This is a genomic window from Paenibacillus harenae DSM 16969, from assembly GCF_000422465.1.
In the GTDB taxonomy this organism is placed as follows: domain Bacteria; phylum Bacillota; class Bacilli; order Paenibacillales; family Paenibacillaceae; genus Pristimantibacillus; species Pristimantibacillus harenae.
The window spans coordinates 1,134,821-1,157,199 of sequence record NZ_KE383842.1 but is presented as its reverse complement, the minus strand read 5'-3'; the positions used below and the strand labels follow the sequence as shown (position 1 = coordinate 1,157,199).

The window sequence follows — 22,379 nt, the reverse complement described above, 5'->3', positions numbered from 1 at the left end:
TAAAATAAGGAGGTGGATTTAAGACGATGTGAAATGGAAAAAGTGGGGGAACGGATGATGCAGTTCAATATGGAGGAACTGGAAAGCCGGCTGCTGGTCGGACGCTCCGCGGAAGTTAACGCCTTTATCAACATGCTTAATGACGAGCGGCGAACCAAGAGGCTGATTCACCTCTTCGGAACAGCCGGCGTCGGCAAGAGCTGTCTGCTCGACGAGCTGCAGCGGCAGGCCAGAATAAGGGGAACCGCCTCGATTGCAATGGACAGCGAAGGATTCTGGCGTTCTCCGGATGCTTTTTGCATACATATCTTACGGACCTTAAGAAGCTTGGAGCCTGACGACGAGGGCATGGAAGCTTCTTCCTTGCTCGAGAAAAGTATCCGCAAGCTGAACGAGACGGCGGGATCCGGTCGCCTGGTGCTGTTTCTGGATAATTACGAAACGCTGGAAGCGCTCGATCATTGGCTGCGCGAATATTTTTTCAAGCGGCTTCACGACAATGTGCTGATCGTAACGGCCGGGCGCCATGCCCTCTCCGAAGCGTGGGTTCTCTCGCCCGCCTGGCGATCGCATATCGCAAGAATTTACTTGGAACATCTCCCGTTTGAAGCGGTCGAACGATACGCCCGCTACTGCCATATATCCGATCCGTCGTTAGTCCGGGACATCTGGCGCAGGTCCAAGGGACACCCCTTAACGCTTTCTCTGCTTACGTTCTTCTGGGAGCAGCAGGCACCGGAGGCCGGCGAAGAACGGAGCGCGGAGGAGGAGAATAGCCTGCCGTTCATTGTAAGCCAATGGCTGCGGGAAATTCCGGGCGAGCATATGCGCCCGCTTGTCGAAGCCGCCGCCTTGCTGCGTTATTTCAATCAGGATACGCTCTCCTTTATGATGGGTAAGGAAGTGACTTCCCCGGAGTTTTATCAGCTCATCCGTTTCTCTTTCGTACGGAGAACGGACAGCGGCTGGACGGTTCACGCTTTGATGCGTGAAGCGGTTATTCAAGAATTGCGTCTGCGCTCGCCTCAGCTGTATGACCGGCATCAAACCCGGGCCATCCTTCACGCCTATGAAAGATTTAAACGCTCGCCGAGAAATTTGCGCAATCACGAAGCGCTGGAGCTTACATATTATGCCGGTGACGCTCTGATCCGCGCCTTCATGAACTGGTTCGATCCTACTCCCCGGCCGTTCGAGTCCGTCGGCCGGAGCCACCGCGCCGAGCTGGAACGTTATATCAGGTACCGGCAGGAAACTGCCGAGCCGCAGACGATTAAGCTGTTCGATGCCGCGACGAACCGCCGTTTCGACTTTCAGCTGACTGTGGAGCAGAACCTTTATTCTCTGAAATGGTTCGATCTGGACCGGCTGTTCTCGCTCGAATATGACGTACTTCGCGTCATGAGGAACGACGCGGGAAAGATAGCGGTACTGATCGCGTTGGTACCCATCAACCGGAAAACGATGCCGTATTTGATGGAGCATCCGTGCTCCCGTTCCTATTTCTCCACCCTTACGGAAGAGGAGCTTAAGCGGTTCGCCGTTCCGGAACATACGCGCGCGGGCTGGTTTATCGATACGATCGATCAAGACGATTACGAGAATGCAGCCCAGCATACAGCCATCGGCCACTTTCTCCACGGTTTGATGTTCACCGGCGAGTTTCTGCTGCGAACCCCCGGTCCGCACCCGTTCTTCCAGGCGGCTCATGAGAGTCTCGGCTTCGATACGGCAGATCAGGCCGTCCATACGAACTTCGACGGCATTACGCCGACGCCCGTCTTCGTACGGGATACACAAGGCGATCAACTTCATGCTTACATCCGGAAGCTGGTGAAGCGTTCGGGTCTTCCTATCGAGCTTATGCTCGATGAATCGGACGACAAGGGTACAGACGTTTCGCCCGTCCGCGGCAGCGAAGGCGGCATGACGGAGCTTAGCGGCTTGACTGCCCGGGAGAAGGAGGTAGCCGCTCTCGTATTCGAGGGGCTGACCAATGCGGAGATTGCCGCCCGCCTGTATCTTAGCGAGGTAACGGTGAAGAAGCATTTGAAATCGATCTACGAGAAGCAGAATGTGAGCAACCGGACCCAGCTGGTTCGGAAGATGCTTGTATAACGAAGAGGAGCCGCATCCCTGCGGCTCCTCTTTAGATTCGGCTTAATACGATCCATGCCGAATAGTTTACATAATTTTAGTTATGTAAGGTTCATCCAATGTCATGGATCCTCCAGCCTTCATTGTTAGTATGGCATTGCAAATATTAGTATATAGAAATATCCGTTCCGTAAAGCTGAAGATGAAGTCGTTTTGCTATGGACAGCGAAGAGTAATTATCCCACGATGTACTGTATAAAGGTATTCTTTGAGACTGACTTATGGCTTGGGCCCAAGATAATGATACGCGCATGGCATATCCTTTTCCCCGATAACCTTCCAATGTCTCAACTCCAGCCTCTGCAGCTTTATCGGTTTTTCTTGCGCTAAAACAGACAGATACAGCCATGTTGTTTTCCGTCACCATAAAACAAGGCTCCCGGAATTTTAGCTCCGATAATAAAGTTGAAAATCCGGGTTCCAGAGCGTATTTATTGTCCTCTGTGACCAGAGTAGCGTCAGTGTATTCCGTTACGATTTCATTAAATACATAAGCTGGGCCCATCCAAAAGCCGCGAATTTCAGTATCCTTTTCGAATGCTTTAATCACGTCGACTAGTCGTAAAGTTGAATCCCCTCTGTCCACTAATTGTACGATGTCGCGGGCTAAGGCGTTCGGTACATCGTTTCTAAATCTTATGACACGGCCAATAGTGGTCTGCCCCCAAAAAAATCTGGGCGCCGGTTGATCTATATACTCATTAATTGTTGTGATACGTCCAGCATGATCATGAGTATACAAAACTTCTGCTTGAAGGTTCATTAGTGCTAGATGGTTGTACAAAAGCATTACCTCCTCTATTACGAGTCGTTGCCCCTTTTCAATTTCAATTTCATTATTATCAAAAATCTCTCTCTCCGTAATCTGTCACGTGGGAATCTGTCAAACCGGAAATAAAATTTTAACATTTATTGGTTCTTAAAGGCTATTCAAAGATTTACTCTAATAATGGATAATCAGGTCGTATTCATAAACCAGCGATATATTCAGTATTTGTCGGAAGTCCAATTCTATTATCTATTTTAATGGAGGTATCAGCATGTACCAAGTTCACGCGTTAGGCATTAACAAAAAGCAATTAAAAATAACCGCATCTGTTGTTCTCGCAATTCTTCTTTTTGGGATGTCTGTTTTGCCCGTATTTGCGGCAACTCCTGCAAAAACGGTAAATGCTTCGGCAACACTCGCATACAATCTCAAAGGACTTAATCACAACGTGGCTGTTCAGAAAGCTTACATCGCTTCAACTTATCTCTACGTAACTCAGCGGTCTGGGGGAACATGCTATCTTTCAAGATTGCTCATAAACGGAAGTGACGCCACATACGTTGATGAGATGACCGTCACCAATGCCGGTCATTGCCAAACCCTGGATATGTACACTTACAATGGGATTAACTACTTTTATTTCAGTTCAAAAGCGGACCCTTCCACATCGTATTACTGGTCGCTCCAAGTAGCAAGACTTCAATACTCGCCCGGCGCGACATATGATTATACGGATCTTCATCGGTTCACCTATATGAATTACGCCAATAAGACCGGTACAAGATTAGGTGAAACATACCGTGTCGATGCCGGCGGTAACAGTACACATACTGTTTTCCGCGTACAAACAGCAGAAGGAACCGTAACTTGGTCCATTTATGACACGGTCAAATTGAACCAGCTTCTTGACAGCAATGAACAGGTGCGAATGGACAGTGCGGCGGCGGTAAGCGCCAGCGTTGCCAGCTTTACGCAGTCGGGCAGCGCTATAGTCAGACCGAACGGATCTTTCCAGGGCGCTGACATGCTTAGTAATACGGAAATATATACGTCAGGCGGCGCGGAAGGTGACACTCCGCAGATTGCTATGATGTCAAACACAGGAGCATACAAAACTCTTGTGAATATTACAAATGTGGGGACCCATGAAATCGAGGGAGTGCAGACAAAAAACGGCAACGTTTATTTTACTATAGTTACAGACCCGGTAAATAAAAAAAATACGCAGAAAGTTTATTACGTTCCTGATAGCATATTTTAAATAACCGTTCTTCATTCGATCAGATTGGAATAAAGGCAGCCGATTTTCTGTATTTTGACCGGCTGCCTTGAACTCTTCATATTCTCACCCTTAAATCATTTTCACCATGAAAATAAGTACCCACACCACTTTTCTCCACCTTTATAGCCCAAATCGATCTTTAATGAATTGTGCTGTTTGTTCTGGCGTTCGGTTGGTAGTTTGAATTCGAATGTAGTTCTTCCTTTTGATCTCACCAGGCAACGAGTTCAACCGATGCTTCTCCATCGTTTGAATTAAATCCTTTTCTGATCGATCGACGTCCCGCTTAGTCGGCTTATTCTGCAAGCGATGCGGGGTCTTGTTGCGTACAAGCCTTTCAGCTATGTCAGCCTCGAGTTCCACGAAGCATACCTCATGCCCCTTAGACTCAAAGATGTCACAGACTTGATCGACAAATTCCCAGTCACCTGGCAAATCGAACGCCCAGACATAGGTGAACATGAATCCGGCGCTGGTACTTATAGACATCTGCTCAAAGATTTCCTTACGGAACAGAGCTGACAACCGCCACATCTCAGGTCCGAAGCCAAAATAAGGATGCAGCAGCTCAATCGTCTGATGGTTGTGAAACAACTTCATAGACGTGATTTTTTCAAGTTCGTGGCCCACTGTCATCTTCCCTACAGCCTGAGGTCCGAATATAAGTAAGAACTTCATATTTCCTCCCATGCGGGGATTTTTATAACGGGTAGATTTTGCCACTAGTCTATTAACAAAGGCTTCTTTTCCTTCTTGATATTTATGTGTATCATCTGGAAACTCTTCAGCTAATTTTATTTTTAACTCTCCGTACTTTTTAGCGTCTTCTGGGTGTGTAAGCAAATATTCCTTAAAATCTAAATGCTTATTAATGTTATTATTTCCATCCTGAAAAATATGGACATGATGAGTTCTGTTATCCCCACCCTTTGTAAAATATCGTCTTAAAGCAATTCCCCGTTCTCCCCTATTAGAATAACCTATTTCAGCCATTTCTTCATAGAACAAGTTAACCTTTTCTATATCCTTAACGACAACTAATATATCAATAATTGGTTTAGCATACCCGATAGGGGGAATAGATGTACTTCCAATATGATAAATGGCAACCATTTCGTCAGTAAAAATGCGGCTAATCTTTTCAGATTCCAAGGTGTACATCTCATTCCACTTTTCAGTCCAAGCCATTATTTTTGTTTTCCGCATATTTTCCCCTTTGGATTCCACTCTATTTCTCCTCATTTAGATTATGCGATGTAACATCTAACGAGTCAATTATCCGGGCAGTTGGACCTCGTTGCCGCTTTCAGCCATTTATATTGATTAAATTTTCATAAAGTGGAACATAATGAATATACCCAATTTTTTAAGATTAAGGTGGACGGCTTACATGGTACTATCGATCAGTTTGATCGTTGTATTGGCTTTCTTTGATGATATACATTATAGCCTACTCCTTGGTGGGCATTGGGATTGAAGAGATAGGCCATATTGCCGGGGTTTACACATACAAAAAATGGAATTTATTATATTCATTCACCGTGTACATCTATTTGCAAAGTTTGTTGCTGGTGTATTTCAATATGCTCATGAACCACTATCATAAAACAAAAGCCGAACCCGTCGCTTCGCCTAGCAATGTTCGGCCATAAACTTCTACAATGGCCTTTGCGCCATAGTTCCGGAGGATCGGTAACTTTGAAAAAAGTAATTTCAAGAAATACCCATTCCCCAGTCGTTTTTACCAACAACTGAAGTGTCTGATCATTGAAAAATCTGCACCTCATATAAAGTCGTATCTATTGCCTGGATGTAGGGTGTCCATTCTCCTGTCGCATAAAGCTGAAGCCGATGCATTGCGCGCGTACATGCCGTATAGAAGAGCTTGCGTTCGCTTTCGCGGCGGTACTTCTCGGAAGAAGCATCGTAGATCAGCACGGCATCGAATTCAACGCCTTTGGCGAGATAAGCGGGAATAACCATCGTTCCGTTCTCGAAGGTGGGCGTCTCTTTCTTAATGAGCCGCAGATTCTGACAGCCCATGGACAACAGAAGATTATAAGCTTTGCTGCTCTCAGCCTCAGTCTTCGTAATGACAGCGATGGAGCCGAAGCCTTCGGCTTGAAGAGCTGCGAGATCCGCCGCTATTCGGGTCGCTCGTTCCTCGCCGCTGTCTGTCTTCGAGAGAAGCGGCTTCTTGCCGCTCCTCTCGAACGGTACGATCTCCTCGCCGACCGGCAGCAGCGACCTCGTGAACTTCACAATCTCTCGGGTTGAACGATAACTGCGAGCCAGGCGAATCAAACTCGTCTCTGCTTCGCCATAAAGCCGGATCAGCGGCGAATCTGATTCATGCAAATTCGTTGCTTGAGTGAAGATGGCCTGCCCAAAATCGCCAAGCACCGTCATGCGGGCACGGGGGAACAGTTTTTTGAGATATTCATATTGAAACATCGAATAATCCTGACCCTCATCGACGAATATATGGCGTACTTCCGTATTTGTCCGAACGCCCTCCATGAGTTCTTTTAAATACAGGTACGGGGTCGCATCCTCATAAAACAGCTCGAATCGGCTTAGCTTCTCTTTGGTTTGCTCGCAGATTTCCGTCCAATGTGCGGGTAACTCTGCCTCATTCGTCATCTTCCGGTAATCCTCTTTGTTGCCGAACAGCTGGGCGTACAGTCCATTTACATCTATGAACATTAGACGCTTTACACTACGCCGCAGCGGTTTGAAGCTCTCCTTCACGATCATTCGGCGGAGCAGTTCTTCCTCATTTTCGGCGAAATCAAAGTCACCCTCGTCCCGACGGCGCTTGTTGCGCATCCTGTCATTGGCTTCGGCGTATTGTTCGGCAAAGTCAAAGACACCTTTCTCATGATGCAGCATATTATACGCTTCAGCATACTGCTCCTTGTCGAGATAATTCAACTCCTCCTGCACCCAGAGGGCATCCTGCTCTTTACGTTCCAGCATGGCCATCTGCTTGAGCAACCACTCCTGCAGCAGAAGGACGCGATTAGTCAGGCGGACGGAAGAGTCATAGCTATAAAACTGCGATTTCATTTGCTCTGCGGTGATCAAATCGCGGTCCCGGAAACGGACGCTGTTGAAGAGCATTCCTTCCTTCCCCAGCCATAGCGCATAGCTTTGAAGGGCTTGCAGGAAAGCATCCGAGGCCTTATATTTGATCCCGTTCAGGCGGGCTTCATACCCTTGCGTTGATTCTCCAGTCAGCACGAATTCGATCTGATCGAACGGGTCCTCAAGACGATACGTTGCTCCAAGCCAATATTCAAGATATTCCTGGAAGGTCGTCTGCTGCATATTCTCCTCGCCCAGCTCGGGCAGAACCGTGGATACATAGCTGTTGAACATGGGGTTGGGCGAGAAAAGTACGATCTGGTCAGCCTTAAGCCTCTCTCGATGTTTGTACAGCAAGTACGCCGCCCTCTGCAGCGCCGCAGAGGTTTTCCCGCTGCCGGCTGCCCCCTGCACAATTAACATCCGGCTTTTGTCGTTGCGGATAATGGCGTTTTGTTCCTTTTGGATGGTCGCAACAATGCTCTTCATTTGTGCATCCGCACCTTTGCCCAGCACCTGCTGCAGCAGTTCGTCGCCGATCGTTAAGCTCGCGTCGAATAAATTGTGGAGCTGCCCATTGCGGATCTGGTATTGACGCTTCAGCTCCATCGTCCCCGTGATTTGTCCGCCCGGCGTTTCATAGGCGACCGCTCCCGGGGAATAGTCGTAATATAGGCTCGCGATAGGAGTACGCCAGTCATACACGAGAAAATTCATTCCGTCTTTTTCGACGAAGGACGATACGCCGATGTAGATTTGCTCGCTGAAGCCCAGGCCATTCTCTTGAAAGTCGATGCGCCCGAAGTAGGGAGACGGCAGCAGACGGTTCAAATTCTTCCATTGCTGCGACAGTTGTCTATGGCTGCGCTCCCGTTCGGACAATACCGCAGCTTGCTGCTTAATCAATAAGAAGGTTTCTTCAAAGTCTTCGTCCGTGCTCGTGTTGACCGTAACTTCCTCCCAAAATCGTTTGCGGATGTCCGTCACCTGGCTGCGCAGCCCTGCCACCTCCGGCTCGAGCCCGACGATTTCGGCCTGCAGCTTTCCCGTAACCTGATTCAGCCGTTCCTGTTCTTGCCGCCAATCCTCTGTGTGCATCATCTTTCTGAACACGCTCCTTTTCCGTCTAATAATGGAGATGAGAAATAGAGAAATAACATTTGACAACCCATGAGCTCTCGTGCTACAATGATATTGTAGATAAAATAAACTAATTATGTCTTTTTTTAGACATTATAAGCAATAGTTCTATCATCATAGCATAGTACTCCTCTGTACGCAAATGATTTATAATGACGTTGAAACCGGCAGCTCTGCCGGTTTTTTATTTTGGTCACAAAAAAAGGAACTGCGACAGTTGGCGCAGCTCCTTTTCCTCTCTTGTTATCTCTTATGTGGTATGTGGTCCCGCCAACAAAACGCGGATTTCGTACGTTAAGCCGGAAACGCCCTTAAACTAAGCATTTGTCCGTACGTTAAGAATACAGCACAAGATCGATTGTGTTGTGTAATACATTGTATTAACAAGTGATTGGAGGCTTAATGCAACAAAACTTAGCCCATCATGACCAAATCACGATGCAACACAATTGTAAACGTACGTATTTTGCGTTCTGCTGTCCCAACCCCATGCCCGTCTAGTTAAAATTTTCGTACCCCAAAACGAAAAAATGCTTTTCTTTATTAATATAAATTAAAAACAAAAAAAGATAGCTCTCGTTATCAAGAGCTATCTTTCTTAAGCGCCTATTTATTTGAATCGCGAAGCTTGTACGGCTCCGCATAATAACCTATTCCGATTAATTCATATTCATGCATAGACCGCCACTATCGCCGCTGTGTTATCCTACCCGAGTCTTCCGACTTGTTACGCGCAACTGCAAAGGTACAACTCCAGTATGGTGATCACTGTTCCGATAACCGCTGAACCCCCTTTCTCCGGGGCGCGCTACGCTATTCTGCAATGTGAGCCAACAATCCGGTCTGTCCAACAGCGACATGGTTTGCGAGTACGTGGCGGTCCGGATAGTCTCCACCATTTTGACGCCGGAAGGGGATGGACTCGTCCTCGAAGAGATGCTCGAGACGTGAGCGCCAAGCTACTTTCGCTGCGTCTACATCGGCTGCCGTGATGCGACCGGTTCCGTAAACCGCATGAGTAGGTAGCACATCCATGCCGGAGAAGAAGAGAGTACCGTGGGTGATAGGGAACAGTAGCTGCTCTAGTGGCCCGTTGATGCCTCGCGGCGAATAGTCTATCTCCGGCCCCCCGACGGTCACTGACAGCATTGCCCGCTTTCCTTTCAAGCCACCATTGCCGTAGCGATAGCGATTTCCTTCACCTTTGTAGCCATAAGCCAACCCATAAGCGAACACCCGGTCCACCCAGCCCTTAAGGATGGCTGGCATGCTAAACCACCAAAGCGGAAAATGGAATATCACCGCGTCGGCGGCAACCAGCTTCTGCTGCTCGGATGTAACGTCTGCTGTCTGTTGGTCAGTCGAGTAGGCGTGCCCCGACTCTGTCACGAAGGACAGTCGATCGGGATTAGCTCTGGTCGGGAAGTCGCGTTCATCGAACACTGCCTTCCAGTGCATACCGTACAGGTCCGACAACGCGACTTCGTGCCCTTGTTCCTGAAGTGTCTGCACAGACTCCTCAACGAGCTGGCGGGTCAACGACGTTGGTTCGGGATGCGCATAAACAATCATCACATTCTTCTTCATGATTTCACTCTCCATCTGTTTTTTGCTTACTATACTTTATTATGTGTCGCATGAGTTTCATTATAATGTATAATTTAAATATAAGAAGTACGCACATTAATTGTATATAGTATCAAAAAATATACTATTAGGAGTGAACTACATGAGAAATCGAAAAATTGGATTTGATTATTCTTCCAACTCTGAAGGATGTCCAGTGGAGACAACATTGGATGTAATTGGCGGAAAATGGAAAGGGATCATACTTTATCATCTTATTGACGGCAAAAAGAGGTTTAACGAATTTCGAAAACTTCATCCTTGTATTACTCAACGTATGCTTACTTTACAGTTAAGGGAGTTGGAACGAGATGGAATAATTCACCGCGAGATTTATAAAGAGGTCCCTCCAAGGGTAGAGTATTCTCTAACTGATTTCGGAAGAACTTTGGAACCAATCATTTTACTTATGAAGGACTGGGGGGAGAAGCATAAAAACAGAGTTAATGGGGTAGCGCCACATGCCCATCAAGCTAAGATGAATCTATATGCTTCCGAGGAACAGTCAACGACCTGACTGAGCTGGAGCTTTCCTATCCTGGGTTTTATGAAGATATTCAAGCTTGGGCACAAATGTCACGCAATCGAATGATTAAAGTTGGCAAGACTCAAAGCGGTATGATTGAAGCTTACTTAAGTAAAGGAAGCCCTTTTGTTCCTTCTGCATCTGATCCGGCAGCAACCCGTTCAGACGACAGCTCAATGGTTGTGTTCAGCGGCGATCTCGACAAAGCCATCACCAGGTAATGACCAACTTGAGGAGTGAATATTTCTAACGATTAATACCTTGTCTTGCTCCTCATTTGTAATTAATGAATATGCAACATCAACTCTATTAGTAATTTTATTCGCTAGATTCATGGATTCCTCCTTACAGCATTTCACTCATTGTACCATATATTGGCACAATGAGTGAAAGATAACTGCGCTATACTGCCCGATAATTGAGATAACGGCAGCAGGCCAAGCTGACCGGTTACATGAAATGCGTTAATCCATCTTAAGAACGATTTTCCCGCGGCCGTGCCTGGTTTCCAGAGCCCGGTGCGCATCTTCCGCACGTTCCAGCGGGAAGCTATCCCTGATGTGAATATGAAGTCTGCCCTTGGAATGAAGCTCCACCAGCTCCGCAAGGCGGGACGCCGAGCGTTCGCCGCGGACGACGCGAAGGCCAAGCTCCTCAATGAGATCGTAGGCGAAGAACGTGCAGATACGGTTTTTGTCTTGTACCAGCTCCACCGCCGCCTTAAGCCCTTCGCCCCCTGCCGTATCGAAAGCGGCGTCGACGCCGTCCGGTGCAAGCTTCCGCACTCGATTGGCCAAACCTTCCTCGTACGTAACCGGTATTGCTCCCAACGAACGGATATAATCGTGATTATTCACGCTGGCTGTGCCGATGACGGTCTTGGCCCCCCACTCCTTCGCCAGTTGGACAGCGAATGCGCCCAATGATCCGGCTGCGCCGTTGATCAAGACGGTATCGCCCGGCTTGATGCCGATCGCTTTCAAAGCGATATAAGCACCTTGACCGTTGCCGGTCAATCCGCCGGCTTCTTCCCAAGACATTGCACTGGGCTTGCTCACGATTTGGTCGGCGCCGATGACCACATATTCGGCGTAACAATTCAACAAAGCGAAGCCAAGCACTTCACTGCCTACGGAGATGCCGGTTACACCGTCTCCGACCTGATCCACGATCCCTGCGAATTCGTTGCCCGGAATTTGCGGAAGCTTCACCTCGATCCCATAGGCAGGCGTCCAGCCATTGCGCACCGCGCAGTCGAAATGCTGCACGCCGGCTGCTTTTACCCGGACACGAACTTGACCCGGACCGGCCTGTGGGTCCGGAAACTCCATCACCCTCATGACCTCAGGTCCTCCGAATGCTGTTATAGCAGCTGCTTTCATATAATATCCTCCTTCATTTCTGATTCATTGGTAAAATCTCAAAACTCCGCCTCGGTACGTCAAGTTCCCAATCGGGAAAGCATTGAAATCATGACGCCTTCCTCTTCCGCTCAGCTCTGCCGAATTGATAATAATAGAGCAGCAGAATCGCCGCATGCAGAATGGCAAGAACGAAATAAATATTGCTGTACACGAATGCGACAGGAAACGAATTCACCGCATTCCAATTCATACTCGTGCCTTGGTCAAGCGTCAAGCTGTAAACACTGGACGAAACGGCCGCTGCAATAAAGTTGATCATCGCCAGCAGTCCCATGCCGACTCCGGTCTGATCCTTCGGCAGCGTCCTGGAAATCGTATTCGATAAGGCAATCATGATGAACGATTGGCCCACATTGCCGAAGATCAGAAAGATGGCAATATAGACGGGAGACACTCCCGCAAAGGATGACAAGAGAACAAAACAAAGCATTAAGAGTACGGATGCCGTGCAAAAAAGATACGGATTCCCTTTTGCATCCGCAAGCTTGCCGGCTTTACGACCTAGAATCGCAGTGGTGACGGCTGCCGGTACCATAGCTAAGCCGACGAGTCCCGGAGCCAGATGATTAGCCTCCGTTAAGAGCTGCGGGATCAGAAACGCAATCGAGTAACCGATCCCGCTTGTCAGTAATGCAATAGTGAGCCCCAGGGTATAGTTTTTATTACGAAACAATCCAGGATGAATGAACGGTTTCGCCGCGGACCTGATTCTCATCACGAATAAGAGGAAGAACATCAGGCAGCCTGCAGCCGGTATCCATGCCTTGTTCGTAATGGCAAGCAGCAGCATCGCAACTGTTCCGGCTAGAAGACCGCCGCCCAACCAATCGATGTTCCCTGTATTGCCGCTTTCATCATCCAAATATTTGCGGTAATAGGGCAAGGTGAGCAAGGTTAAGATCGGAAAGCAGAACAGCCACCGCCAATGAACGGCACTAACCAGGAAAGAGGCGACGACAGGGCCGATTGCACCGCCGATCGCCAGACCGGTCATCGCAATCCCCAAAGCTCTTCCGCGGCTCTCCGGAGGAAAATAACGAACCGGTATTATACCGGCCGTTGCCGGAATTACCGCCGCTCCTGCTGCTTGCATTATTCGGCCGAGAAGAACCATCCAGAAAGCGTGGGCGACGAGACCGATCATGGAGCCGAAGGCAAAAAAGATCAGGCCGAACGTGATCAGATTTTTAAGCTTGTAGATGTCGGCCAGTTTCCCATAAATCACGGTACCGATAGCATAGATTAACAAAAAGGCGGACGTAACTGAGCTCACTTGCACGAAGGAAAGCTGGAATTCCGCGCGGATCTCGGGCAGCACGATATTGAACATCGTCGCGCTCATCACGGAGATGATCAGCGTGAATGCGAGAATTCGAATCAATTTTTCACTGGGTTGCTGTTGAACTTCGGCTTCCACTTCTTCATCCCGCTTTCACATGGTGGAGATCCCCCTCACACCAAATCGAATGGCAAGCCCCTTCTTCCAGGGAAGTTTATATTCCGCTTGCATAGATTTATTTTATATCGGATAATTGATAAATAAAAATACATCTTACTCTATAACATACATTCCGTTGAGTATATAAGAGGAGGAGCATCGATGGAGCTGCTGCAGCTGCAATATTTTCGCACGGTGGCCAGAATGGAGCATATGACGAAGGCGGCGCAAGAGCTGCGGATCGCGCAGCCCGCTCTCAGCAAGACGATCGCCCGGCTGGAGAAGGATGTGGGGGTTCCGCTGTTTGACCGAGACGGTAGGCAAATTCGACTCAATCCGTTCGGTAAAGCGTTCTTGAATAAAGTGGATGCGGCGCTTACCCTATTGGAGGAGGGCCAGAAAGAAGTATCCGATCTTGCGGGTTTGGAGCACGGGAGCATTCATTTGGCGACATCAACGCTGGATCGATTGTCGGAGCCTTTGAAAGCTTTCCTTTCCCTTCATCCGACAGTCAACTTTCGGATCACACAGGCTTCTTTAAGTGAGATGGCTCATCTCATGGAAGCCGGTGAAGTGGACATCTGTTTTACTCCTATGCCTATGGAAAGGCCGGATTTCAGTGCGGTGACCGTACTAAACGAAGAGGTGTATCTGGCTGTTCCCCCCTCGCATCGTTTGGCAGGCCATTCGAGCGTCCTCTTAAACGATATCGCGGATGAGCCTTTTATCGGATATAAAGAAGGGTTTCATTTTCAGAAAATGAATGAGGATTTCCTCTATAAGGCGGGGATATCGCCCAATTACGTCTGCAGAGTAGACGAACCCGGCGCGATTGCCAATTTAGTCTCCGCAGGTCTGGGCGTTGCGCTGGTCGGCAATTGCGGAGGACCGAATTCCCCCCTTCATCTGCTGAGCATCGAATATCCCGTTTGCCAGCGGAACTTCAAAATCGTATGGCATAACAAACGATACCTTTCCATGGCGGCTCGCAGTTTTAGGGATTTTGTCATTCAGTATTTAGATCAAAATCGCATACAAGGCAGTTAATAGAGCAATGAAAAATAACTCTCATCAACGAGAGTTATTTTTCTTTTTCATTTGCATGATCCGGCCTTAACCAACAGCTACCCGATATAGACGACCGCGGCTCCGCGCCGAAACGCTTTGGGAAGCTCGCTCTCCAGCAGATCCAGCCTCCGCAGCATATGCTCCTGTTCGTCTCCGTCCATCCTGGATCGCACCCAATCCTTCAACCGCGTGATCTCCTCCAGGACCGAAGGCACATCCTCTCTCTCCACATCCGTCCCGCCCTGGAACAGAGCGGTCCACTGCAGGCCAAGCTCTTCAATAGCCGGCTCCCAGTACTTTTTATAGAAGGACTCTGTCGCGATCGGCAGCATGAATGAGCGTTCGAATTCATCCTCGGGATCGATGATAATGGCGCTAATCGACATCTTACTTCACTCCAAATCTTATGGTAAATGTGTAATCCGGGAATTCCTGGCGCAGGCGGTTCAGACTATTCTCAGCCGCGGCGCGAAGCTCCGGCGAGTCGCCGTCCAGCTGGAACTGGAAGTTGCGGATCCCCTTGATCTCCTCCAAGCTCGGAATGTCCGATGTCCCATCAGGCGTTGTCCTCGTCCCTACCGCCTTTTCCATCAGGTTGTTGATGCGGGTCCGCGTTTTCTGGTAGAGCTGTTTATCCGTAAATTGCTGCGGCGTCTGCTGCGGCTTGCCGGTTTTGGGATGAATGCGATTCAACCCTTCGGCTGACTTGGCTTCATAGAAAATGCCGTTCTCGACATCGATACCGTCGAACTCTCCGAGCGCTCCATTACGGCTGTCGTACAGCTCAATACCTTTGTACTTTGCTTTACTCCAGTGTACATAATCGTCAGACTCTTTCGGCGGAGCTTGCTCTTCGGGATCGGGTTTCTTGTCCGGTTCGTCTATATCCGGCTTATGGGATACGTCCGGATCAGGCTTGGTCCTGCGCTTGAACAGCTTATCCAGCCAGTCCTTGAGCCGCTTTCCGCCTTTCTTGACGAACTCATCCGCCAGACGCCCGAAAGGAACGCGGCTTAGCGCCAGAGCCAGCAAAGCGGCGATGGCATTCTCGGGCGTGAGCAGCCGTTTGGGATCCCGGATGGTTTTAGCAATCTCGTGACCGCTCCCCGGGATGCTCGCGGCAGTCAACGCGATGCCCAGCGCCGGCCAGAAGCCGACAAACAGCAGGGATAGAGCGAACGCTCCAAGCACGATTGCCCCCTTCTCCCCGAAGCTGAGCCGGTCCCACCAATTCTGAAGCGAGTCGAACAAGCAGGAGAAGCATGCGCTGTCTGCAGGATGAACGGCTGCCTGCGAGTATGCGGCGAAGCCCGCGATCAGGCCTGCGACAAGCAAGATTGCGGTAAGGCCTGCCGCCATTCGGTAGTGGCGCTGCATACGAACGTTCAACTCTTCCCGGACGGACATTGCCTCGGCATTGCCGTACAGCAAGGAAAACCCCATCTCCCTGCGCTCTCTCGTCCAGGCCATTACGCTGGAGAAGCTTTCACGCCTCTGCGCGAAAGCAGCCGTCATATGCCACAGCTCACTAAGCGGATCAATGAACCGCTCGCCCGCCATCATCGGGAGCCGGCTCTTCACAAGGTAGAGCGCGATATAATCCAGGATAAGCCCCAGGATCAGCATCAGCAGGAAGAAACTCTTCGCCTGATAGCCGCTTCCGGTCCAATCGTTGAGCTTCATGATCCAGTCCGGCAAAGAGTTCTGCCCGTTGTATGCGGCATGCTCCAGAATCGACCAGGCCAGCAGCAGCGCAGGCAGGGCGTAGACAGCGTTCGTCAGCCGCTTACGGCTTCGAATGGCTAACCCAAGTCCAAGAGTGACCATCGCCGTATGTACCGGATGGCTGACCATCATGAGACTCGGCAGGAAGCTCTCCTCGAACCGGCCCGGAAAAAGCGTCCAAAAATCCCAGTGGATCGTCTCTCCTCCCAGCAGCGTCGTGCTGTAACCGTACGTCCGTCCAATCAATCCTGAGTTCAGCCATCTGCGGCTAAGCTCTTCCATGAGCTGGAAGCCGACGCCTGCGGCCGCTCCCGCCAACGTATAGTCGCTCAAGCTCATCGATGACGCCCTGCGCGAGAAGAGCAAATACATCCCCAGAGGGAGCAGCTTCCAAATCTCTTCGAAGATGGGAGTGAGCACCGCGACCGACCAGGTATTCGACGTCCGTCCGCCGAACAAACCGTGTGCCGTCAACAGCGTCCATGCCGTAACCGGGATCACGAGGAAGACTCCGAGCAGCATGAATGCCGCGGTTTTTTTCCATGTAAACGTCTTACTTCGGCATAACAGCCAGAACTGCAGCATCACATAAAACGACCATAGATACTGCACCAGCATAGTTCGCGAATCCCGGAACAGGAATAAGCCCGCGATGAACAGCAGCAGCGACAGCCAGCACCATATCGCGTAGATCGTTTTGAGCCACGGATAACGCTGCGGTATTTTCCGTACGAATAAGTAAGCTGCTTCCGCGTAGTCTCTGATTCCGTTTCGGATCCGCCATATCGTATTCGTATCGATCCCTCCCCAACCGAATTTCCATGTGAAAGCCGGGAAATCCATGATCGTTCCGGTTATCCATTTCGGAGTTAAGATCGTGGTGTCTCTACAAATCATACTCGATAATCCGGGCGTTGACCCATAAAATAGATCGATCGAACAAAAATTGGACTTTTTTCCCACCCCCATCGAACCATCATCGATATAAAAAAGGAGTTCTCCAAAGGTCACAGGGTCCATGACTTGGAGAAATCCTTGTTTGATCGATCCGCTTAACTATCGATGGGAGAGCTTATCTTCTATCAATTATCTGGTCTCGTTTAGGACCGACTGAAATTCGGCGAATCGGTAGGCCGATTTGCTCTTCAATGAATTGAACATATTTTCGGGCATTAACCGGCAGTGTGTCAAAGCTGCGAATTTCGGAAATATCCTCTCTCCACCCGGGAAGCTTTTTCCACACAGGTTTAGCGCGCTTCAACATAGACGATACGGGAAAATCCTCTGTTATCCTGCCATCGATTTCATATGCTGTGCACACCGGGATCTCATTTAGATACCCGAGTACGTCGAGGTTTGTAAGCGCCGCTTCCGTTGAACCCTGCAGCATGCACCCGTATCGGGTAGCGATGGCGTCGAACCATCCCAACCTTCTGGGACGTCCGGTCGTTGCGCCGTATTCGCCTGCATCCCCTCCCAGCTTGCGAAGCTCATCGCCGGGACCGCCTTCAATTTCCGATATGAACGGTCCTGCGCCGACGCAGCTCGAGTACGCTTTGACGACGGCTACGATCTCATGGATCGAATATGGGGGTACACCCGCGCCAACCGCCGCGAATCCCGCAAGCGTCGATGAAGAAGTGGAGTATGGATATATGCCGTGATCCGGGTCCCGCAATGCGCCAAGCTGACCTTCCAGAAGAATTTTCTCTCCGCGAGCCAATGCTTGGCGCAACAGAACGGTTGTGTCACAAATAAATGGCTTCAACCGCTCGGCACTCGACGTCAAATTCTCTAATAACGCATCGATTGAAATGATCGGCCTCTTATAAAGATGTGTCAGCAGCGTATTCTTCGGCGCCAGCGATGCTTCCAATCTCTGCCTAAGCCTCTCCGGATCATATAAATCCGCTACCTGTATGCCAAGCTTCAAATATTTATCCGCATAAAAGGGGGCAATTCCCGATTTCGTTGAACCGAATTGCCGCTCGCCCAGCCGCTCCTCCTCCAAGGCATCCAGCAGCTTGTGATAAGGCAGTACAACCTGTGCCCGGTCGGACACGCGGATAATCGGATTTGGCACCCCCCGGGAAATCAGCTCATCGTACTCGCGAAGCAAATCCTCGGCATTTAATGCGACTCCGGGGCCGATTACATTGACCACTTTCGGATAAAAAACGCCTGACGGCAGCAAATGAAGCGCGAATTTACCCATCGGATTAATAATCGTATGCCCTGCGTTGCTCCCGCCCTGATACCGCACCACATAATGGGCTTCCGCCGCCAGCACGTCCGTAATCTTGCCTTTTCCCTCATCGCCCCAATTCGCTCCGACAACAGCCGTAATTCCCATAATCACTGTCCTCTCACTTGAAATCGTTTCCTACAGCTAATTATAATGAGGATATAACTATAAATGAAATTAATATTGATAATACATGATATAAAGGAGATTGATGACATGGTCGAAAACATGGAGTGGTATCGCGTATTCTACTTCGCTGCTAAAGCGGGCAATTTGTCCAGAGCCGCGGAAGAACTGTACATCACACAGCCTGCAGTCACTCATTCCATTAAACAATTGGAATCGAGGCTTGGAGGGCAATTGTTCTTCCGGACCTCCAAAGGGGTCAAGTTGACGCATGAAGGTGAATTGCTTTTTAAATATATTGATCAAGCCTTCAATTTCATTAATACCGGAGAAAGAAAAATGGCCGAGTTACATCAGTTGTCGGGAGGCGAAATAAAAATCGGAGCCGGCGATACGTTATGCAAGCATTACCTGCTTTCCTATATGGAAGCTTTCCATCAGACATACCCGGCAATTAAATTTCAAGTGACCAACCGTACCACGCCCGAGACGATTAACCTTTTAAAACAAGGAAAAATCGATTTCGGTATCGTAAACCTGCCCGTACAGGATCCTAAAATCGACATCCGGGAAAGTATGCGAATTGAAGATTGTTTTATTGCAGGCGAAAAATTCAGACATCTGACGGAAGTGCCGGTTTCGATCGAAACATTGGCGGGTTACCCGATTCTACTGCTGGAGAAGGGCAGCAGTACGCGAGCATACATCGACGGGTTCACCAGCCGCAATGGCGTCACGATCAAGCCTGAAATCGAGCTTGGCAGCAACGACCTGCTCTTGGAGTTCACAAGGACCGGATTTGGTATCGCATGTGTCATCAAGGAATTTATTACAAAGGAGCTTGATCAATCGTTGGTTTATGAAATTAAACTGACCAATCCGATTCCTCCAAGAAAAATCGGCATCATCAAGCTGAAGGACGTCCCTCTAGCGAAAGCCGCGAGCCGTTTTATCGAGTTGCTGCCAGATGCCTGAAATGCGCAAGTAACCGTTTTGCAACCTTTTCAATCGGCTTGGCGTTAAGAATGCTGTACACACCACCAACGATATGAAAGCAGGTGCATCTAATGACAAACTTTAAGATGAAGAATAAAAGAAAAGGTATCGTTGCAATGGCTGCAGCTGCAGCTCTGACTGCGGTCCTTCCAATCACCACGGTGTTCGGCGCGGATGAGAACGACTTACCGTCCGTTCAATTTCAGATTGGCAGTCTGCAGGCTATCGGCAATAACGGAGCCATGAAGCTCGCCGTCGCGCCATATATGGAGAAAGGGACTGCAATGGTACCCGTGCGTGCTCTGGCTGAAGGCTTGGATGCGGCTATTGACTGGGATCCATTGGAGAAGACGATCCATCTGACTAGAGGCGGATTGACCGTCGCGCTTAAAGCGGGCGATGACACCGCAGCGGGCACTTTTGTGAAAAATACCAAGCTCCCGGCAAAAGTTACCGTTACACGCGGACATGCCTTCGTCCCTGCGAATAGCGTTGCGCAATTGCTTGGCTCAAGCACGAATTGGGAAGCGGCTACGAAAAAAGTAACCGTTAAAGTGAATGGCGAAGAAGCCGGCGTTATCTCGGAAAGCTATTCGTTCGATCGCGGCGATGAGGGCTGGTTGGGCGGATTTGCCGATCTGCCCGTAGAATACGACCCTTCGATTTATGAGCTTTCCTATGCCAGGGAGTTGATTGCAATTGAGGGTAACACAACCAATTATGCGCTGAAGCTGAACGGAATGAACCGCAGCGACGACTTGTTTATGTACACGACGCAAAAAATAAGCGGTTTAAAGCCCGACACCGTTTATGATGCCGCACTGTCGTTCAGCTTGTACACGAATCAAGCCGGCGACATGATGGGCGTAGGAGGCGCTCCCGGAGAAGCTGTCAGCATAAAAGCGGGCTTTGCTTCGAAAGAGCCGGAGGTTACGAAGGAACGTGATGGGGAAAATACGTACTTCAAGCTCAACCTGGATAAAGGAAACCAATCCACCGAGGGGGACGATTTGAAAATCGTCGGTAATATGGTTAAACCCGATAGCGATACGGAAGGTTTCCAGCAAAAGACGATGAGTCACGCAGCGACGCTAAAGACTAATGCTTCGGGAGAGCTGTTCGTCATTATCGGCAGTGACTCCGGTTATGAAGGTCTAACCACCTACTATGTTGATGATATTCAGGTCACCTTAACACCGGGAACCTAAACCTTCCATCTACTGATTTAATTACAGAAAAAGCACTTCTGCAATGGATAACAATGAAGGTTGATCCTTCATGGCCATACGCAGAAGTGCTTTATTCTTTTAATTCAGGATGAGGCTGCGTTAAAGCCCGCAACTATCCTGTTATTCGTTATTTTCCATCCATTGGAAGTGGAACGATCCTTCTTTATCGACGCGCTTGAACGTATGCGCGCCGAAATAGTCGCGCTGCGCTTGAAGCAGGTTGGCAGGCAGACGCTCCGTGCGGTAGCTGTCGAAATAAGCGAGCGCGCTTGAGAAAGCGGGCATCGGAACTCCGTTCGTGACGGCCGTCGCAACAACCTCGCGCCATGCGCCTTGATACGTTTCCACGATGTTTTGGAAGTAAGGGTCCAGCAGCAGGTTGCGCAAGTTAGGATCGCGGTCGTACGCGTCCTTGATGTTCTGCAGGAAGCGGGCGCGAATGATGCAGCCGCCGCGGAAGATCATCGCGATATCGCCATAGCGGAGATCCCAGTTATACTCCTCGGATGCCGCGCGCATTTGGGCGAAGCCTTGCGCATAGGAGCAAATTTTACTCGCGAACAACGCTTTGCGAACCGCTTCGATGAAAGCGGCCTTGTTGCCTTGGAAAGGAACTTTCGTCGGACCGTTAAGCACTTTGCTGGCAGCAACACGTTCTTCCTTCATGGCGGACAAGAAGCGGGTAAATACCGATTCGGTAATGATCGAGAGCGGCACGCCCAGGTCGAGCGAGCTTTGGCTTGTCCATTTGCCCGTGCCTTTCTGGCCCGCGGAGTCAAGAATCACGTCTACCATCGGCTTGCCGGTCTCCGGATCGTATTTGGAGAAGATGTCTCTCGTAATCTCGATCAGATAGCTGTCTAGCTCGCCTTTGTTCCATTCGGCGAAAATTTCGTGAAGCTCTTCCGTGCCTACGCCAAGCACGTTCTTCAGCAGGTCGTACGCTTCGCAGATCAGCTGCATGTCGCCGTATTCGATGCCGTTATGGACCATTTTGACATAATGGCCGGCGCCGTCCGGTCCGATGTACGTGCAGCAAGCGTCGTCGCCCACCTTCGCGGAGATCGCCGTCAGAATCGGCTCGACGAGCTCGTAAGCGGATTTTTGGCCGCCCGGCATGATGGAAGGACCTTTAAGCGCGCCCTCTTCGCCGCCGGAGACGCCCGTTCCGATGAAGCGGAAGCCTTTCGCCTCGAGATCCTTGCTGCGGCGAACCGTGTCCGGGAAATAAGCGTTGCCGCCGTCGATAATAATGTCGCCCTCGGACAAGTGAGGCACGAGCGAATCGATCGTCGCGTCGGTTCCCGCGCCGGCTTGGACCATGATCAAAATTTTGCGGGGCGTTTCAAGGGATTGCACGAACTCCTCAATCGAGTAAGCCGGAACGAGATTTTTGCCGGATGCTTCCTGCATAAGGTCGTCCGTTTTCTCGCGGGAACGGTTGTATACCGATACCGTGAAGCCTCTGCTTTCAATATTAAGAGCCAAATTTTTACCCATGACGGCTAAGCCGATCACGCCGATTTGTTGTTTTTCCATCG

The 22,379-nt window shown here is 49.6% G+C and carries 17 protein-coding genes and 1 pseudogene; 6 read left to right on the top strand and 12 right to left on the bottom strand.

The genetic code is table 11. The features are described 5' to 3' along the window. Positions 1–33 precede the first annotated feature (33 nt). Positions 34–2,118, top strand: a complete 2,085-nt coding sequence (locus H581_RS37930) for a helix-turn-helix transcriptional regulator (protein WP_028610840.1) — start codon at positions 34–36, stop codon at positions 2,116–2,118. Between the two features lie 145 nt (positions 2,119–2,263). Here the strand turns inward: H581_RS37930 and H581_RS0115675 are convergent, their stop codons facing one another. Next, entirely contained in the window at positions 2,264–2,947 is a 684-nt protein-coding gene (locus tag H581_RS0115675) for a GNAT family N-acetyltransferase (RefSeq protein WP_245600043.1), read from the bottom strand. 250 nt (positions 2,948–3,197) lie between these two features. On the opposite strand from H581_RS0115675, the gene H581_RS0115670 reads away from it, so the two are divergent. Further along, the gene (locus tag H581_RS0115670) at positions 3,198–4,187 is read left to right on the top strand and encodes a helveticin J family class III bacteriocin (protein WP_028610838.1); all 990 of its coding nucleotides are present in this window, start codon (positions 3,198–3,200) and stop codon (positions 4,185–4,187) included. Positions 4,188–4,328: 141 nt separating this feature from the next. Here the strand turns inward: H581_RS0115670 and H581_RS0115665 are convergent, their stop codons facing one another. From H581_RS0115665 to H581_RS0115650, 4 genes and pseudogenes are all read right to left on the bottom strand, one after another. After that, positions 4,329–4,886 (bottom strand): DEAD/DEAH box helicase family protein, encoded by a 558-nt coding sequence (locus tag H581_RS0115665; protein ID WP_028610837.1) that lies wholly within the window; start codon positions 4,884–4,886, stop codon positions 4,329–4,331. Positions 4,887–4,937: 51 nt separating this feature from the next. Then, positions 4,938–5,396: pseudogene (locus H581_RS37185) on the bottom strand (GrpB family protein); the annotation flags it as partial. Between the two features lie 576 nt (positions 5,397–5,972). Beyond that, positions 5,973–8,393, bottom strand: coding sequence for an RNA polymerase recycling motor HelD (gene helD / locus H581_RS0115655; RefSeq protein ID WP_028610835.1), 2,421 nt, complete (start codon positions 8,391–8,393; stop codon positions 5,973–5,975). A gap of 855 nt (positions 8,394–9,248) precedes the next feature. After that, entirely contained in the window at positions 9,249–10,022 is a 774-nt protein-coding gene (locus H581_RS0115650) for an NAD(P)H-dependent oxidoreductase (RefSeq protein ID WP_028610834.1), read from the bottom strand. A gap of 142 nt (positions 10,023–10,164) precedes the next feature. Between H581_RS0115650 and H581_RS34180 the strand changes: the two genes are divergently transcribed. Further along, positions 10,165–10,578 (top strand): winged helix-turn-helix transcriptional regulator, encoded by a 414-nt coding sequence (locus H581_RS34180; RefSeq protein WP_051250832.1) that lies wholly within the window; start codon positions 10,165–10,167, stop codon positions 10,576–10,578. 182 nt (positions 10,579–10,760) lie between these two features. On the opposite strand, the gene H581_RS37925 is transcribed toward H581_RS34180, so the two are convergent. The 3 genes from H581_RS37925 to H581_RS0115630 all read right to left on the bottom strand — a co-directional run bounded on the left by H581_RS37925 (position 10,761) and on the right by H581_RS0115630 (position 13,428). Further along, a complete protein-coding gene (locus H581_RS37925) occupies positions 10,761–10,922 on the bottom strand; it encodes an NUDIX hydrolase (protein WP_156889592.1) in 162 nt (53 codons plus the stop codon). A gap of 129 nt (positions 10,923–11,051) precedes the next feature. Then, entirely contained in the window at positions 11,052–11,969 is a 918-nt protein-coding gene (locus H581_RS0115635) for an NADP-dependent oxidoreductase (RefSeq protein WP_028610833.1), read from the bottom strand. Between the two features lie 88 nt (positions 11,970–12,057). Further along, positions 12,058–13,428, bottom strand: coding sequence for an MFS transporter (locus H581_RS0115630; protein ID WP_028610832.1), 1,371 nt, complete (start codon positions 13,426–13,428; stop codon positions 12,058–12,060). 183 nt (positions 13,429–13,611) lie between these two features. On the opposite strand from H581_RS0115630, the gene H581_RS0115625 reads away from it, so the two are divergent. After that, positions 13,612–14,496, top strand: a complete 885-nt coding sequence (locus tag H581_RS0115625; protein ID WP_028610831.1) for a LysR family transcriptional regulator — start codon at positions 13,612–13,614, stop codon at positions 14,494–14,496. A 77-nt stretch (positions 14,497–14,573) separates the two neighbouring features. Here the strand turns inward: H581_RS0115625 and H581_RS0115620 are convergent, their stop codons facing one another. The 3 genes from H581_RS0115620 to H581_RS0115610 form a co-directional block, all read right to left on the bottom strand. After that, on the bottom strand, positions 14,574–14,903 hold the full coding sequence (locus H581_RS0115620; protein ID WP_028610830.1) for a hypothetical protein: 330 nt from the start codon (positions 14,901–14,903) through the stop codon (positions 14,574–14,576). 1 nt (position 14,904) lies between these two features. Continuing rightward, the gene (locus H581_RS34175; protein ID WP_245600042.1) at positions 14,905–17,139 is read right to left on the bottom strand and encodes a PrsW family glutamic-type intramembrane protease; all 2,235 of its coding nucleotides are present in this window, start codon (positions 17,137–17,139) and stop codon (positions 14,905–14,907) included. Positions 17,140–17,314: 175 nt separating this feature from the next. Beyond that, positions 17,315–18,595, bottom strand: a complete 1,281-nt coding sequence (locus H581_RS0115610) for an adenylosuccinate synthase (protein WP_028610829.1) — start codon at positions 18,593–18,595, stop codon at positions 17,315–17,317. 108 nt (positions 18,596–18,703) lie between these two features. Here H581_RS0115610 and H581_RS0115605 point away from each other — a divergent pair, with 108 nt between their 5' ends. Further along, a complete protein-coding gene (locus tag H581_RS0115605; RefSeq protein WP_028610828.1) occupies positions 18,704–19,588 on the top strand; it encodes a LysR family transcriptional regulator in 885 nt (294 codons plus the stop codon). A 92-nt stretch (positions 19,589–19,680) separates the two neighbouring features. Next, on the top strand, positions 19,681–20,817 hold the full coding sequence (locus H581_RS0115600) for a copper amine oxidase N-terminal domain-containing protein (RefSeq protein WP_028610827.1): 1,137 nt from the start codon (positions 19,681–19,683) through the stop codon (positions 20,815–20,817). Positions 20,818–20,958: 141 nt separating this feature from the next. On the opposite strand, the gene gndA is transcribed toward H581_RS0115600, so the two are convergent. After that, entirely contained in the window at positions 20,959–22,377 is a 1,419-nt protein-coding gene (gndA, locus tag H581_RS0115595; protein WP_028610826.1) for an NADP-dependent phosphogluconate dehydrogenase, read from the bottom strand. Positions 22,378–22,379: the final 2 nt, after the last annotated feature.